The 15,429-nt window shown below is 44.8% G+C and carries 14 protein-coding genes; all 14 read left to right on the top strand.

The window, feature by feature from the left end; translation table 11 throughout:
- Positions 1 to 226: 226 nt before the first annotated feature.
- The 14 genes from mraZ to ftsA are packed head-to-tail and all read left to right on the top strand — an operon-like array spanning position 227 to position 15,388.
- Positions 227 to 703 (top strand): division/cell wall cluster transcriptional repressor MraZ, encoded by a 477-nt coding sequence (gene mraZ, locus QWZ13_RS16635; protein ID WP_290282761.1) that lies wholly within the window; start codon positions 227 to 229, stop codon positions 701 to 703.
- Complete coding sequence (gene rsmH, locus QWZ13_RS16630) at positions 700 to 1,632, top strand: 16S rRNA (cytosine(1402)-N(4))-methyltransferase RsmH (protein ID WP_290282760.1); 933 nt, start codon at positions 700 to 702, stop codon at positions 1,630 to 1,632. The genes mraZ and rsmH overlap by 4 nt, the downstream gene beginning before the upstream one ends.
- Before the next feature lies 1 nt (position 1,633).
- Positions 1,634 to 1,927 (top strand): cell division protein FtsL, encoded by a 294-nt coding sequence (ftsL, locus tag QWZ13_RS16625; RefSeq protein ID WP_290282759.1) that lies wholly within the window; start codon positions 1,634 to 1,636, stop codon positions 1,925 to 1,927.
- Positions 1,914 to 3,596, top strand: coding sequence for a peptidoglycan D,D-transpeptidase FtsI family protein (locus QWZ13_RS16620; RefSeq protein WP_290282758.1), 1,683 nt, complete (start codon positions 1,914 to 1,916; stop codon positions 3,594 to 3,596). Before ftsL ends, QWZ13_RS16620 begins: the two co-directional genes overlap by 14 nt.
- On the top strand, positions 3,596 to 5,044 hold the full coding sequence (locus tag QWZ13_RS16615; protein ID WP_290282757.1) for a UDP-N-acetylmuramoyl-L-alanyl-D-glutamate--2,6-diaminopimelate ligase: 1,449 nt from the start codon (positions 3,596 to 3,598) through the stop codon (positions 5,042 to 5,044). Before QWZ13_RS16620 ends, QWZ13_RS16615 begins: the two co-directional genes overlap by 1 nt.
- On the top strand, positions 5,034 to 6,374 hold the full coding sequence (locus QWZ13_RS16610; protein WP_290282755.1) for a UDP-N-acetylmuramoyl-tripeptide--D-alanyl-D-alanine ligase: 1,341 nt from the start codon (positions 5,034 to 5,036) through the stop codon (positions 6,372 to 6,374). The genes QWZ13_RS16615 and QWZ13_RS16610 overlap by 11 nt, the downstream gene beginning before the upstream one ends.
- On the top strand, positions 6,374 to 7,456 hold the full coding sequence (mraY, locus tag QWZ13_RS16605) for a phospho-N-acetylmuramoyl-pentapeptide-transferase (RefSeq protein WP_215999961.1): 1,083 nt from the start codon (positions 6,374 to 6,376) through the stop codon (positions 7,454 to 7,456). Before QWZ13_RS16610 ends, mraY begins: the two co-directional genes overlap by 1 nt.
- A gap of 1 nt (position 7,457) precedes the next feature.
- A complete protein-coding gene (gene murD, locus QWZ13_RS16600; protein WP_290282754.1) occupies positions 7,458 to 8,792 on the top strand; it encodes a UDP-N-acetylmuramoyl-L-alanine--D-glutamate ligase in 1,335 nt (444 codons plus the stop codon).
- A complete protein-coding gene (gene ftsW / locus QWZ13_RS16595; protein ID WP_290282753.1) occupies positions 8,789 to 9,976 on the top strand; it encodes a putative lipid II flippase FtsW in 1,188 nt (395 codons plus the stop codon). Before murD ends, ftsW begins: the two co-directional genes overlap by 4 nt.
- A complete protein-coding gene (gene murG / locus QWZ13_RS16590; protein ID WP_290282752.1) occupies positions 9,973 to 11,034 on the top strand; it encodes an undecaprenyldiphospho-muramoylpentapeptide beta-N-acetylglucosaminyltransferase in 1,062 nt (353 codons plus the stop codon). Before ftsW ends, murG begins: the two co-directional genes overlap by 4 nt.
- Positions 11,031 to 12,476, top strand: coding sequence for a UDP-N-acetylmuramate--L-alanine ligase (murC, locus tag QWZ13_RS16585; RefSeq protein WP_290282751.1), 1,446 nt, complete (start codon positions 11,031 to 11,033; stop codon positions 12,474 to 12,476). The genes murG and murC overlap by 4 nt, the downstream gene beginning before the upstream one ends.
- Positions 12,469 to 13,368, top strand: a complete 900-nt coding sequence (locus tag QWZ13_RS16580) for a D-alanine--D-alanine ligase (protein ID WP_290282750.1) — start codon at positions 12,469 to 12,471, stop codon at positions 13,366 to 13,368. Before murC ends, QWZ13_RS16580 begins: the two co-directional genes overlap by 8 nt.
- 8 nt (positions 13,369 to 13,376) lie before the next feature.
- A complete protein-coding gene (locus QWZ13_RS16575; protein WP_290282749.1) occupies positions 13,377 to 14,144 on the top strand; it encodes a cell division protein FtsQ/DivIB in 768 nt (255 codons plus the stop codon).
- Positions 14,141 to 15,388 carry a cell division protein FtsA gene (ftsA, locus tag QWZ13_RS16570; RefSeq protein WP_290282748.1) on the top strand — a complete coding sequence of 416 codons (1,248 nt, stop codon included), beginning with the start codon at positions 14,141 to 14,143 and terminating at the stop codon, positions 15,386 to 15,388. Before QWZ13_RS16575 ends, ftsA begins: the two co-directional genes overlap by 4 nt.
- Positions 15,389 to 15,429: the final 41 nt, after the last annotated feature.

The following is a 15,429-nucleotide window of genomic DNA, read 5'->3' as shown; positions in this document are numbered from 1 at the left end:
TATTTATTTTTGGTAGGTTAGCACTTACTAACTTTATTTTCCGTTTTGTGACCCACTTCCTAACTCTATGTTTTTAAAGGGTTTTTTATATCGTCCGATCGAAGTGAATACTTGCTTGTGTCGCACATGGGCACTATAGTGTCGAATTGTGGGTAAAAGTGGGTGGAAGTGGTTTGTCTGTTGATGTTAGTGACCACTAACCCTTGTAGCAAACTTAGGATGTGTTATGGCGAACAGCGACAACATTATGTTGAGAGGTGTGCACTCTTTAGCTTTAGATGCTAAAGGGCGTGTCGCTGTGCCGAGCCGATATCGAGCCACGCTTGAAGCGGTCGCCAGTAATCAAATGGTGATCACCATTGATACAGAAGATAAGTGCCTACTTATATACCCATTGAAAGAATGGGAGATTATCCAAGAAAAAATTTCAGCGTTATCCAGTTTTAGTAAGCCTGCTCGAAGAATTCAGCGGCTATTGATAGGGCACGCGACAGACGTAGATATAGACAGTGCAGGGCGGATGCTTGTTGCAGCCGCGTTACGCGAGTATGCGCAGCTCGATAAAAAAGTCGTATTGGTTGGCCAAGGGAATAAATTCGAATTGTGGTCTGAAGCGCTTTGGGAACAAACGCGAGATCAATACATAGATGAAGCCGGCGATGATGCCAGTATGACAGAAGAATTGGAGCAAATATCACTATGACGCAATCGGCATTCTCACATGAGACCGTAATGTTGCATGAAACTGTTGATGCAGTTTATAGCGGCAGTGGTGTTTATGTGGACGGTACTTTTGGTCGTGGCGGTCACAGCCGTTTATTGCTGTCAAAGCTTGATGCTGATTCGGTTTTGTACGTTTTTGATAAAGACCCCTTAGCGATTCAATCGGCGAATGAGCTGGCTGCGGAAGATTCTCGTGTCAGAGTGATGCATTTTGGCTTTGCTCAGATGAAAGAGCAGTTGGCGTTAGCCGGGTTAGAAGGGAGCGTAGCGGGCATTTTATTGGACCTTGGTGTGTCGTCCCCTCAATTAGATGATGCCGGTCGTGGATTTAGTTTCCGGGCAGACGGTCCGCTAGATATGCGAATGGATCCAACTTCGGGTGTCAGTGCAGCTCAATGGATTGCCAGCGTAGGTGAGACAGAATTGGCGGATGTTCTTTTTCAATACGGTGATGAGCGATTTAGCCGTCGTATTGCTAAGGCCATCGTTAATGCGCGTCAAGAACAGCCAATAACCACCACGTTACAGTTGGCTGAAATAATTAAAGTGGCGCATCCGAAATGGGATCATAAAAAACATCCGGCGACGAAGTCTTTTCAAGCGATTCGAATTCATTTAAATGGCGAGCTTTCCGAGCTTGAAACGCTGCTTGCGGATTCCGTTGAGTTGCTTAAAAAAGGTGGCCACTTGTCGATCATTACTTTTCATAGCTTGGAAGATCGAATGGTGAAGCAATTTATAAAGCGCCAACATAAAGGGCCTGAGTTACCGCCAGGGTTACCTGTGTTGGAAGCTGATATAGATATAAATATGAAGCCATTGTTTAAGTCAAAAAAAGCCACGGCTGAAGAAATTGCACAGAACATCCGCTCTCGAAGTGCAACCTTAAGAGCGGCTGTAAAACTTTAGTATGGCCAGTAAGCGAATTTCATATGCCGTGCTGGCGATTGAATTGTTGTTGGTGTTTGCAACCTGTTTTGGGTTGATCGTCAACACCTATAAGTCCCGATTGCAGTTTGCATTGCTTGAGCAAGTAAGAAGTGAGCAAAGAGATTTAGAAGAGCGTTGGGCGAAATTGTTGTTAGAAGAGAGTGCTTTTTCTTCACCATCAAGAGTTGAAAGAATTGCACGCAATGAACTTAAAATGTATTTGCCTGGACTAGATGACATCAAGGATATAACAGAAATAAATGGGAACCACTAATATGGTGCAAAACCGATGGAGATACGTGACAGCGCAAATCGTGTTGCTGGCCTTGCTAGTAGCGCTGGTTTGGCGTGTCGTGTATTTACAGGTTTTGCAAAAAGATTTCCTCATTTCTGAAGGCTCGTCGCGCTGGCAGAGAGTAGAGGTTATTAATGCTCCGCGAGGCATGTTGACAGACCGTAATGGTGAGCCCTTGGCCGTCAGTACGCCGGTTATTTCTATTTGGGCTGACCCGCGCGAAATTAATCTAGATGATATTCCGACATTAGCAAAAGCCGTGGGTGTCCCAGCTAAAGTGCTGAAAACTCGAGCCACGCAGCACAAAGCATTCATGTATGTTAAGCGCCACATGACGCCTGATGCGGCGAATCGCATTATTGAGCTGAACATTCCTGGGGTCTATGGCCAATCGGAGTACAAGCGCTACTATCCGGCCGGGGAAGTTGTTTCTCATGTTGTTGGGTTTACCGATATTGATGATCAAGGGCAAGAAGGTGTTGAGCTTGCTTTTAATGCGCACTTACAAGCTGAGTCAGGTAAAAAGCAAGTGGTTCGTGATTTGCTCGGTCGATCTGTACGCGATGTTGGAGAAATTACGGCGGCTCAACCCGGTAAAAATTTAAGTTTAACGGTAGATGTGCGTTTGCAATATTTAGCTTACCGAGAACTGAAGCAAGCCATCGCAAGTTTTGGTGCTAAGTCGGGTTCTGTTGTAGTGATGGATGTTGAGACAGGTGAGATTTTAGCGCTCGTTAATCAGCCGGGTTACAACCCGAATGATAGATCTTCATTAAACCCGGTTGCATTACGCAATCGTGCAGTAACTGATTTAGTTGAGCCTGGGTCGGTGATGAAGCCAATCACTATGGCCATTGCGCTTGAAGCGGGTTTACTGAATAAAAACACAAAAATAAATACCAGCCCTGGATACATGAAATTGGGACGGTTCTCTATTCGAGATTTTCGTAACTATGGCACGCTAACCGCAACCGAAGTTATTCAAAAATCCAGTAACGTTGGCATTGCAAGGTTGTCAGCCGACATACCAAAGCAACAATTCTGGCAAACACTTTATGATTTCGGGTTAGGTGATGCCATTGGTTTAGGTTACCCAGGGGAAGCGACAGGCTCGATTCCGAGCCCTTTGAATTGGGATAAGGTAACCCAAGGTGCACTTTCATACGGCTATGGTATGGCGATAACGCCATTACATATTGCTCAAGCGTTTGCGACCTTAGCAAATGACGGTGAGCGTGTTTATGCCAAATTAATTAAAGATTCTCCAACTCCAGATTACGCATTGCAGGTGGTTTCGCCCTCAACGGCTAGAACAGTTATTGATATGATGAAAACCGTGGTCGAACCCGGCGGTACCGCTCGTCGAGCGAATTTAGATTGGTATAGCGTAGCGGGGAAAACCGGAACTTCACATAAAGTTGGCGCTGCAGGGTATGAAGATTCGAAATACTTATCTTCATTTGTGGGCGTCGCACCAGCAGATAACCCAAAAATTGTGACTGTAGTTGTGATAAACGAACCACCAGAAGATAAATATTACGGAGGTGAAGTGGCGGCTCCTATTTTTAAAGGTTTTATGCAGCAAGCTTTACCTTTGTTAGGCATAGAGCCTGATAAATCTCCCTTATTAGCTAAAGGAGGCCAGTAATGCAATCGATGTTGACTTGGCTTCCTGAGTGCCCTGCATTAGCTGGCGTTCAAGCAACACACATGACGATAGACAGTCGTGAAGTGGTAAAAAACACAATCTTTGTCGCGCTTGAAGGTTTCCAAGTAGATGGTCACGAGTATATCGATGAGGCCATTGCGAATGGAGCCAGTGCGGTTTTATGTGAAAAACAAGTAGATTTTCAAAAATCTGTTCCTGTGTGTGTGGTTGAAAACCTAAAAGATCGATTAGGTGAATTGACTCACGAATTTTACGGCAAAGCGACCAACCAGATGTTGATGGTGGGCGTTACCGGAACCAATGGTAAAACATCTACCTGCCAATATGTTGCGCAAGCGCTTGATTATTTAGGAAAGCGTTGTGGAATCATTGGTACTAATGGTCAAGGTCTTTGGGGTCAGCTCTCTGAAACTTTAAATACAACGCCGGATGTAGTGCGGCTGCATCGTGAATTAGCTCGCCAGCATGTTCAAGGTGCTCAGTATTGTGCGATGGAAGTATCTTCACACGGATTAGACCAAGGCCGAGTTAATGGCGTTCGTTTTTCAACGGCTGTTTTTACAAATCTAAGCCGTGATCACCTTGATTATCATAAAACCATGGAAGCCTACGGAAACGCCAAATGGAAATTGATGGCTTGGCCGGAATTAAATAATGCCATTGTTAATGTGGACGACGAGTGGGCGCAAAATCACCTCGATAAGGTTCAAGCCAAGAAAGTTTGGACCTACGGAATAGAGCGCCAGGCCGACGTAAGTGCCACTTCAATCAGAGCGCATTCGGCTGGGTTAGATGCCAAGGTAGAAACCTCGCTTGGAACGGTTGAATTAAATTTAAGGTTGCTTGGGCGGTTTAACCTGAGCAATGCATTAGCCGCATTTACAGTGTTACTTGCAGAAGGTATTCCAATTAACACAGCAGCTCGTGTAATTTCAAATACACGCGCGGTTCATGGTCGTATGGAAATGATGCGCATGCCCCAGGCACCCACCGTGGTTGTTGATTATGCGCATACGCCTGATGCATTAACGAATGCATTGGAAGCGTGTAAAGAACATGTCTCTGGAAGATTAGGCGTTATCTTTGGATGTGGCGGAGATAGAGATACTGGGAAACGGGCTCAAATGGCAGCCGCTGCTGAGGCTATTGCCGATTTTATAGTGGTTACCGATGACAACCCGCGGTCTGAATCTTCAGAAAACATTATAAATCAAGTTTGCGAAGGCTTTTCCCAGCTTGAAAATGTAACCGTTATATCTGATAGAAGAGACGCCATTTTAAAAACACTAGATCGATGCGATAAAGACGACGTTATTTTGATTGCTGGTAAAGGTCATGAAAGTTACCAAGAAATAGAAGGTGTACGTCACCCGTTTTCAGATCAAGAAACAGTGCAGCTCTGGGAGGAAACACGAGATGTGGAGTAACCCGACACTTTCTAGTTTAGCAACAGCCGCCAGTGGCACCCTGAAAGGTAACGATAGTTCCATTGGCAATGCTTCTACAGACACAAGAACACTTAAAAAAGGCGATGTTTATTTTGCATTGCAAGGACCTAGCTTCGATGGTCATCAATACATTGATGTCGCCACTGCGAAGGGTGCAAGTGCCTTGGTGGTTTCTCAGCCAATTGAGTCCGAATTGCCCGTAGTACTGGTAAAAGACACTCGTAAAGCGCTTGGCTTTTTAGCTCAACTTATTCGTAATGCATTTGAAGGCCAAGTGATTGCGCTTACGGGCAGTGTTGGTAAGACATCGACCCGAGCCATGTTAAAAGAAATTTTATCGATGCAGCCTGGCTTATTGTCAACGCATGGGAATTTTAATAACGATATAGGCGTGCCAAAAACTTGGTTTGAATTATCAGATCAGCACCAGCGTGTATTGTTAGAGATGGGCGCGAATGCTCAAGGTGAGATTGACTGGTTATGTCAAATTTCAAAACCGCATATTAGTTTACTTTTAAATGCGGGAGAGTCTCATACTGAAGGTTTCGGCGGTCTAGAAGGCGTTCGTAAAGCCAAGGGTGAAATTATTGAAGGCACCGACATGGAAGGTGGGTGCGTTTTAAATCAGGACGATCCGCATTTTGGTCAATGGTTGAAACGAGCAGGCGATCGCAAAGTCGTAAGCTTTGGTCGCCACACAGACGCCGATGTTTGCTTATTAAATTTTTCATCAAATGCGCTGGGCAGTGAGTTTACACTAGGGCTGCCCGATGGTGATATTTCAGTGAACTGGCCAATGTATGGTTTGCACATGGCGATGAATGCCGCCGCCGCCGCCGCAACGGCTTGGTTAGCTGGAGTGTCATCGTTAGACATCGCGGAAGGCTTAAGCAACATGAAACCGGAGCCAGGAAGGCTTCAGCCGCTTGATTCTACTTATGGTGGTCCACTCATTCATGATGCCTACAACGCTAACCCTGTTTCTTATAAAGCCGCAATCGATGTATTGGCCGATCTCGGTGAAGATACAATATTGGTTGCCGGAGACATGGCTGAATTAGGCGACGAGTCTGATAGTCATCATCGAGCTATCGGTCAATATGCTCGGGGTAAGGTTAAACAGATTTTTACGGTAGGGCATCACGCTCACCTAATTTCGGAATCATTCGGTGGTCAGCATTTTTCGAATCACTCGGAGCTTATTGCACAGCTATCCAGTCAATTAGACAGTTCAACAGCGGTGTTGGTTAAAGGATCTCGTTCTGCAGGTATGGAACGTGTTGTAGATGTACTTAAGAGGATCAACTAATGTTCGTTTGGCTAACACCATACTTAATTCAATTCGATGCAGGCTTTAGTGTATTGCAGTACTTAACACTACGAGCGATTTTTAGTGTGCTTACTGCACTGGGTGTTTCGTTGTTGTTAGGTCCTAGATTAATTCGAACATTGAAAAAGTATCAAATTGGACAAGCTGTTCGCAGCGATGGTCCTCAGTCGCATTTAACTAAAGCGGGTACCCCTACTATGGGTGGCGCGCTCATCATTATTTCTATAATAGTATCAACATTACTCTGGGCTGACTTAAGTAATCAATATGTATGGGTAACCATTTTAGTGACTGCGGGTTTTGCTTGGATCGGTTGGGTTGATGACTATCGAAAAGTTGTTCATCGAAACAGTAAGGGCTTATCAGCCCGTTATAAGTATTTTTGGCAATCGGCTATTGGTTTGGCGGCAGCAGTATTTCTATTTAGTTGTGCTGAAACACCGAATCAAACCACTTTGTTTGTTCCGTTTTTTAAAGACATTGCAATTCCGCTCGGTCTTTCTTTCATAGTGCTCTCATACTTTGTGATCGTCGGCACATCGAATGCGGTAAATCTAACAGATGGGCTAGATGGCTTAGCTATATTACCCACTGTGTTAGTGGGCGGTGCACTTGGTGTGTTTGCCTACGCAACCGGACATTCTGTGTTCTCAGATTATTTGCAAATTCCTTATGTAGCCGGAGTGGGCGAGTTGATTGTGTTTTGCGCTGCGCTAGTCGGTGCCGGTTTAGGTTTCTTATGGTTTAACACATACCCAGCGCAGGTTTTTATGGGTGATGTTGGCTCACTTAGCTTGGGTGCTGCTTTGGGTGTTATTGCCGTTGTAGTTAGACAAGAGCTGGTTCTGTTTATTATGGGTGGTGTCTTTGTCGCTGAAACGCTGTCGGTAATTTTGCAAGTTGCTTCATTTAAGTTAACAGGAAAGCGAATATTCAGAATGGCGCCTTTGCATCACCATTTTGAATTAAAAGGGTGGCCAGAGCCTCGTGTGATTGTCCGTTTTTGGATCATCACCGTGTTTTTGGTTTTAGTCGGTTTAGCAACGTTGAAGATTCGTTAACATGAGTTTAATCGCAGCAGACAAACATTATTGTGTTGTAGGGTTGGGCATGACCGGGGTTTCCTGTGTGCGTTATCTAGCTGCGCGCGGAAAATCTTTCTCCGTTATCGACAGTCGCCAAAACCCACCAGGATTAGACGAAATTACTCGTGATTTCCCAGATGTTACGGTATTAACGGGGCGGTTTGACGAAGCTTTTCTGGCTCGTGCTAATACCCTAGTAATGAGTCCTGGTGTTGCCTTGGCTACGCCAGAAATTCAAACAGCCATTAAAAATGGCGCGCAAGTAACCAGCGATATTGAACTATTTTTAAGTGAATTTTCTGGTCAGGTGATCGCTATTACTGGTTCGAATGCAAAATCGACAGTAACGCGCTGGATGGGGCTGGCCTTAGAGAATGGAAATAAGAAAGCCTTAATAGGTGGCAATATAGGCAATGCTGTTTTAGATCATGTTGATGAAGCCTTCGATGTTGCAGTGCTCGAGTTATCTAGTTTTCAATTAGAGTTGTTACCTAAGCTGAACGCAGACGTAGCTTGCGTGCTGAATATCAGCGAAGATCATTTAGATCGATACGACTCAATGGCGCACTATCAACAAGCCAAACAGCGAATCTATTTCGGCACACAGCATGCGGTGTTTAACAGGGCCGATGTTATGACCGCGCCGTTAGTGCCTGATTCTGTAAAAGTGACTTCGTTTGCATTGGATGAGCCAGACCTAAATCAATATGGCGTACGGTTAGAGAACAACCAGCGCGTGATATGCAAAGGGTTTGAATCCATAATGACAGTGAACGAACTGGCTTTGCCTGGTGAGCATAACATTGCCAATGCTATGGCGGTTATTGCGCTGGCCGATGCTGTTGATAATGATAGGCAAGCCACGATATCTGCGTTAAAAACATTTTCTGGTTTACCACATCGCTGTGAAGAAGTGGGTACCATTGACGGTGTTCGCTATTTTAATGATTCTAAATCGACCAACGTTGGATCAACCCTTGCTGCAATTAATGGGCTAGGAAAACCTGAGAAAAATATTGTCCTTTTATTAGGTGGGCAAGGAAAAAATCAAGACTTTAGTCCGCTCGTAAATGCCGTGGCGGCAGTTTGCAAAAAAGTAATCTGTTTTGGTGAAGATGGTGAAGCATTGAGCCGTCTTATTAGCGGAAGTTTGTTGGTCGAGACAATGAATCAAGCATTAGACTTAGCAAAAACTATTGCCGAATCTGGAGAAATCGTCTTATTGTCGCCAGCTTGCGCTAGCTTTGATCAGTTCAAAAATTTTGAAGCGCGTGGCAATGAATTTGTTACTTGGGTGGAGACTGCAAAATGACGGCGCAATCTCGTATCCCTTTAGTGACAGATCGCTTATCAGGATCATTTCAACCGCTTTGGCAACCAGAGCGAGTTTTGCTTGGTAGTTGTGCGGCTCTGTTATTGTTTGGTGTTGTAATGATCGGTTCAGCCGGTGTTGATGTTAGCCAAAATATGTTCGGTGTACCTTATCATTTTGTTTTACGACACAGTATTTATTTGATGATGGGATTGTTCTTTGCCGCGATTGTTACTGTTATACCGGTTTCAGTGTGGCAAAAAGCCAGCCCTCTGCTGTTACTCTTTGCTTTTTTATTATTATCGATTGTATTAGTGCCCGGCATTGGTCAAGAAATTAAAGGCAGTCGTCGTTGGATCGACATAGGGCCTATCGGGTTTCAGCCTTCTGAGCTGGGTAAAGTGGCCATGATCTTATATGTTGGGGCTTACTTAGTTAGACGTCGTGATGAAGTCATCAGTAGCTGGTCTGGTTTTCTAAAACCAGTATTTGTACTGAGCTTAATGTTAGCGCTGCTGTTATTAGAACCAGACTTTGGTTCCGTTGTTGTTGTCATGGGCACTATTCTAGGTATGTTATTTCTAGGGGGGGTAAAGCCGGGTCAATTCTTCTTGGCTATGGTCGCAGCATGCGGGGCCGTGGGTATTATGGCTTTTTCTCAAAGCTATCGAGTCATTCGACTCATGGCTTTTTTAGACCCTTGGGCACCTGAGAATGTTTATGGCAGTGGTTACCAGTTAACGCAGTCTCTGATTGCGTTTGGTCGCGGTGAATGGTTTGGCGTGGGCTTAGGTAATTCTATGCAAAAACTTTTTTACCTTCCCGAAGCACATAATGACTTTATTGTGGCCATTATTGCAGAAGAATTAGGATTATTCGGAGTGCTTGGGTTACTTGCCGTTTATGCACTGATGATTCATAGAATCTTTAAAATTGGTCGCTTAGCAGAGCTAAAAAATAATTTATTTGGCGGTTTCATATGTTACGGCATTGGCATTTTGTTTAGTTTACAAGCGTTTATTAATATCGGCGTAAACACCGGTTTGCTGCCAACCAAAGGCTTAACGTTACCTTTTATCAGCGCGGGCGGAACCAGCTTAATTGTCAGCATGGGGTTAATTGCCATTGTAAATCGAGTTTATGGTGAAACGCTTTCTTTAGCTTCGGCTAAGGGGGGTAAATGAAAGTTATGATTATGGCCGGTGGTACGGGGGGGCATATATTCCCTGCAAACGCCGTTGCCGATGCATTAAAAGAACGAGGTATGGATGTACATTGGTTGGGCTCAATTCGTGGTATGGAGCAATCCATTGTCGAGAAATTAGGCTATCCGTTCCATGGTTTACCGGTATCAGCCTGGCATGGAGGAAAGCTTAGGAAACTCATGACGCCGATTAATTTATTGCGATCATTGTGGGTTTGCTATGGCTTGTTTAGAAAGCAAAAGCCAGATGTCGTTGTTGGGTTTGGTGGCTATCCATCTGCACCAGGTGGGTTGATGGCAAGCATGCTTAATATTCCTCTGGTTTTGCATGAACAAAATGGAACACCTGGCCTTACGAATAAAAAATTAGCTCATCGCGCCAGTATGGTATTGCAAGCTTTTCCAAATACTTTTGCAGGGCAATACCCAGTGGTTGGAAATCCGGTTCGAAAGGCATTGGCCAGTATGACTAAGCCATCGTTACGCAAGCAAAGCCCTTCAGGTGCTTTGAATGTATTGGTCTTGGGCGGTTCGCTTGGTGCGCAGGCCATTAATGAATTGATGCCGAAAGCCGCGGCTTTACTAAAAGAACCTGTAAACGTATGGCATCAAACGGGTCGAGGAAAGAAGGCGTCTGTCCAAGATCAATATACATCAGGAAACGCAAAGGTAACCGAATTTATTGACGACATGGCCGAAGCATACCGTTGGGCTGATGTTGTCGTCGCACGCAGTGGCGCGTCGACTGTGTCGGAAATAGCTGCAGTGGGTTTACCCGCTTTATTTGTTCCGTACCCTTGGCATGGCGATAAACAGCAGTATAGGAACGCAGAATGGTTGTGTAACGAGAATTGCGCACAATGGATAGAGCAATCAGAACTAACACCAAAGGTGTTGGCTGAAAAAATAACTGACTGGCAACGAAATAGAGAGGGCCTAATCGCGCAGGCAGATAAAGCTTGGCATTTGGGTATCAGAGACTCCGCAGAAATTATGGTTGAATACATTGTTAAAGCTACACAGGGGAAGCAAGCATGACACTAATGAACGAAAAAGCAGCTGGCTTTCCTATACCTGAAATGCGCCGCATCCGTCGAATACATTTTATCGGTATTGGTGGCGTGGGCATGTGTGGCATTGCAGAAGTGCTGTTAAACCAAGGCTACGAAATTTCTGGAACCGATATTAAAGCCAGTGTCACAACCGATCGTTTAACGGCTTTAGGTATGGTGATTAATTTTGGTCACAAAGAAGCCTATGTTATTGGTGCTGATGTCGTGGTTGTCTCATCGGCCATTGATCCTGAAAATGAGGAAATTAAATGGGCGACGGCTCATAGAATACCTGTTGTTCGTCGAGCTGAAATGCTTGCAGAGCTTATGCGTTATCGGCACGGTATTGCCATAGCCGGTGCACACGGAAAGACTACAACAACATCGCTGATGGCTTCGGTCATGACGGGAGAAGACTTTGACCCAACTTTTATCATCGGTGGCAAGTTAAACAGTGCCGGTTCCAACGCGCGTTTAGGTACAAGCCGCTACTTGGTTGCTGAAGCCGATGAAAGCGATGCGTCTTTTTTGCACTTGCAACCTATGACAGCCATTGTGACAAACATTGATGCAGACCATATGAGTACTTACGAAGGCGATTTCGAAAAACTCAAGAACGCCTACGTAGAGTTTTTACATAACGTTCCTTTTTACGGGCTTGTTGTTTTGTGTTCTGACGATGCCAATATTCAGTCAATCATGCCCCGCATCAATCGTCCTGTGCTTACTTTTGGGTTGAACGAAGGTGCCGATGTTCGTGCGGTAAATATTCGTAAACAAGGGTTAGTGACTTTGTTTACGGTGACTCGACCCAATTTACCGGATTTGGAAATTGAACTAAAGATGCCGGGCGATCATAACGTGTTGAATGCCCTTGCCGTCATTACCGTTGCTACAGACGAAGGCGTTAAAGACGACGATATTGTGAATGGGTTGAAAAATTTCGATGGCGTGGGGCGACGATTCCAAGTCAATGGAAATTTCGATACGCCTAAAGGGCAGGTCATGTTAGTGGATGATTATGGTCATCACCCACGAGAATTATCGGTTACATTTGATGCCATTAAAACCGGATGGCCTGAGCGGCGTTTGGTGGCTGTTTTTCAACCGCATCGATACTCAAGAACACGAGATCTGTATGAAGATTTTGTAGAAGTATTATCTCAAGTTGATGTTCTTATTTTATTAGATATCTACAGTGCCGGCGAAGATCCTATTCCGGGCGCCGATGGTCGCAGTTTATGTCGAAGTATTCGCCAACGTGGTCGAGTGGATCCAATTTTTGTTGAAGACAAAGAAAGTATTTTTTCTGTACTAACCGATGTTTTACAAGATGGTGATTTGTTGCTCACTCAGGGCGCTGGTGATGTAGGTGCATTGTCTTTAAGAATAGCAAACAGCCAATTGGGGTTTAACGTAAATGACTAAGGTAGCAGTGATTTATGGAGGCATGTCCTCTGAACGCGAAGTGGCTCTGATGAGTGGCGAAACGGTCATCCAAGGTCTAAAAGAAGCCGGCTATAACGTGGTCAGTTTAGATTTGGTAATTACGGAATCTTTGGTGCCTTGGTTACAAGCTGAGAAGCCAGATCTTGTGTTTCCAGTGTTGCACGGTGGCATGGGTGAAGACGGTACACTCCAAGCCGTACTTCAATGGCATGGCTTCCCGTTTACAGGCAGTGGCGTAATTGGTTCTGCCGTGGCCTTGGACAAATATCGAAGTAAACAAATATTTCGTGCGGCAGGCTTGCCGACGGCTGATTTTAATATCGTAAAATCCGCCGAACAAGCAAGGCAGTTAGAAGGTCAGTTACATTACCCAGTCTTTGTGAAGCCAGCAAATGAAGGGTCAAGTATTGGTATCAGCCGAGTGAATAGTAAATCAGAGTTTTTGCCTGCTATTGAACTTGCTATGGAATACGACAAAGAAGTGTTGGTCGAAACCTTTATTGATGGACCTGAGTATACCGTCGGAATAGTAGGTGATGAATTAATGCCTGTCGTTTCGATGAAGTCTCAAACTGAGTTTTATGATTATGAAGCCAAATATATCAGCGACGATACTGAGTACAATATACCCAGTGGCCTCAGTGATGAAAAAGAAGCTTACGTACAGTCTATTGCCAAGCAAGCGTTCGAGGCACTGAATTGTTCTGGGTGGGGGCGAGTAGATCTCATGATGAATAGCAAAGGGGAAGTGTTTATTTTAGAAGTAAATACTATTCCTGGTATGACGAGTCATAGCTTGGTACCGATGTCGGCTCGTGCAAAAGGCTGGAGCCTAGCCCAGTTGATGAAACGTATTGTTGACACGGTATAGGTTGATCATTGGCCAATAAACGAAAAAGTAAGGGCGCTACTAAAAAGCGTTCGACTATGAATTTAAGGCCACTGCTCAAGCCTGCTGGGGTCGGATTGGTTTTGATTTTGTTGGTCAGTGCCTTGGTTGTAGCGGGCAGTAAAATCGGTGGTATGCATTGGACGCCAATGCCAGTAGAAAACGTTGAGTTGTCTACAGTATTGGTTTATCAAAGCAACGAAAGTTTTGAAGTAGTAGCCAAGCCGTTTATTGGCAAGAGCTTACTCACTACCGACGTAGATGAAGTAAGAGAAGTTATTCAATCGCTGCCGTGGATTCGTAGTGCTGCGGTTGGAAAAAAATGGCCCAATTCTTTGGTTGTAGATGTTACGGAGTACCAGCCTGTTGCTATATGGAATGGGCAAAGAGTTCTAAACAGTGAAGGGCTTGCTTTAGAACAACCGGTTGTTGAAATGGAATTGGCCACATTAAATGGTCCTGAGCAAAGTGCTTTAGAAGTGATGGAGCATTATCTGCAGTTTTCGAGGGTTATCGACAGTGTTGATGCTCAAGTTAAAAAGGTAACTTTACATTCTAGAGGGGCTTGGGAATTGGAGATCACATATGCTATAGAAATTGCATTGGGTGACCGGAATGTTTTAGAAAGATCGCGTCGAGTAGTGGATGTAATTAGAGCGCACGACGAGATCAAAACAATAAAATCGATAGATGCGAGATACCCAAATGGCGTTGCCATTGCGTATCATGAAATTGAAGAAATTGAGGTGCAACAATGACATCACCGCTGAAAGGACAAATGTTGGTCGGCTTAGATATCGGAACATCTAAGGTCGTTGCCATTGTCGGTACGGTAACAGCTGAAGGTGGTCTTGAGATTGTCGGGCTAGGGTCCAACCCATCGCGCGGCCTAAAAAAGGGCGTCGTGGTTAATATTGAATCTACGATTCAAAGTGTTCAACGCGCAATAGAAGAAGCTGAGCTCATGTCTGGCTGTGACATTCATTCTGTTTATGTTGGCATCGCTGGAAGTCACATTAGTAGCCTTAACAGTAATGGGATTGTGGCGATTAAAGATAAAGAAGTTGTCGAAGCTGATTTAGAGCGCGTCATCGATGCAGCTAGAGCGGTTGCTATTCCAGCCGATCAACGCATTTTGCACGTGTTACCCCAAGAGTACATTATCGACAGCCAAGAAGGCATTAAAGAGCCGTTAGGTATGTCGGGTGTTCGGTTAGAGGCCAAAGTTCACATGGTCACGGCCGCTCAAAATGCAGTGCAAAACATTGATAAATGCATTCGACGATGTGGTTTGGATGTTGATCAAATTATTTTAGAACAGTTTGCATCGGCGCAAGCTGTTTTAACGGATGATGAAAAAGAACTGGGTGTTTGCTTAGTTGATATTGGTGGTGGAACAACCGATATCGCAATTTTCACCGAAGGCTCTATTCGCCATACGTCGGTTATTCCAATTGCGGGTGATCAAGTGACGAATGACATTGCGATGGCTTTCGCAACGCCAACGCAGCACGCTGAAGATATTAAAATAAAGTACGCTTGCGCTTTGTCTCAATTAGCCGGTGAAGGCGAGACAATAAAAGTTCCAAGTGTGGGTGATCGCAGCGCGCGTGAACTTACTCGGCAAGCGCTTGCAGAAGTGGTTGAGCCGCGTTACGAAGAATTGTTCTCTCTGATTAAATCAGAACTTCGACGCAGTGGTTTTGAGGACATGATTCCAGCTGGGGTCGTTCTAACGGGTGGCACTGCAAAAATGGAAGGCGCAGTAGAGTTGGCTGAAGAAGTGTTTCATGTGCCTGTTCGTTTAGCGTCTCCACAGGGGATGTCGGGGTTATCGGATGTCGTTAATAATCCGATCCATGCAACCGGCGTTGGCCTACTGCAATACGCATTGCAACAGTTGCATTCGGGTAAGGCCGCACCGAAAAAAACCAAACATAAACATCACCAACAGCAATCGGGTTGGAAGTCATTTAAAAACTGGATCGCAAACACGTTCTAGTTAAAAAAGCAGTGTCGGTCAGGCGGCACTTAAAACAATAG

The sequence above is a fragment of the Reinekea marina genome (assembly GCF_030409715.1).
Lineage (GTDB): Bacteria > Pseudomonadota > Gammaproteobacteria > Pseudomonadales > Natronospirillaceae > Reinekea > Reinekea marina.
Note: the sequence above shows the minus strand (reverse complement) of the source record. Positions and strands in the feature narration are given on the sequence as shown.

Excerpts from the sequence above, each read along its gene's own strand:
- mraZ (WP_290282761.1), top strand. The coding sequence starts at position 227 with ATGGCGAACAGCGACAACATTATGTTGAGAGGTGTGCACTCTTTAGCT.
- rsmH (WP_290282760.1), top strand. The coding sequence starts at position 700 with ATGACGCAATCGGCATTCTCACATGAGACCGTAATGTTGCATGAAACT.
- ftsL (WP_290282759.1), top strand. The coding sequence starts at position 1,634 with ATGGCCAGTAAGCGAATTTCATATGCCGTGCTGGCGATTGAATTGTTG.
- QWZ13_RS16620 (WP_290282758.1), top strand. The coding sequence starts at position 1,914 with ATGGGAACCACTAATATGGTGCAAAACCGATGGAGATACGTGACAGCG.
- QWZ13_RS16615 (WP_290282757.1), top strand. The coding sequence starts at position 3,596 with ATGCAATCGATGTTGACTTGGCTTCCTGAGTGCCCTGCATTAGCTGGC.
- QWZ13_RS16610 (WP_290282755.1), top strand. The coding sequence starts at position 5,034 with ATGTGGAGTAACCCGACACTTTCTAGTTTAGCAACAGCCGCCAGTGGC.
- mraY (WP_215999961.1), top strand. The coding sequence starts at position 6,374 with ATGTTCGTTTGGCTAACACCATACTTAATTCAATTCGATGCAGGCTTT.
- murD (WP_290282754.1), top strand. The coding sequence starts at position 7,458 with ATGAGTTTAATCGCAGCAGACAAACATTATTGTGTTGTAGGGTTGGGC.
- ftsW (WP_290282753.1), top strand. The coding sequence starts at position 8,789 with ATGACGGCGCAATCTCGTATCCCTTTAGTGACAGATCGCTTATCAGGA.
- murG (WP_290282752.1), top strand. The coding sequence starts at position 9,973 with ATGAAAGTTATGATTATGGCCGGTGGTACGGGGGGGCATATATTCCCT.
- murC (WP_290282751.1), top strand. The coding sequence starts at position 11,031 with ATGACACTAATGAACGAAAAAGCAGCTGGCTTTCCTATACCTGAAATG.
- QWZ13_RS16580 (WP_290282750.1), top strand. The coding sequence starts at position 12,469 with ATGACTAAGGTAGCAGTGATTTATGGAGGCATGTCCTCTGAACGCGAA.
- ftsA (WP_290282748.1), top strand. The coding sequence starts at position 14,141 with ATGACATCACCGCTGAAAGGACAAATGTTGGTCGGCTTAGATATCGGA.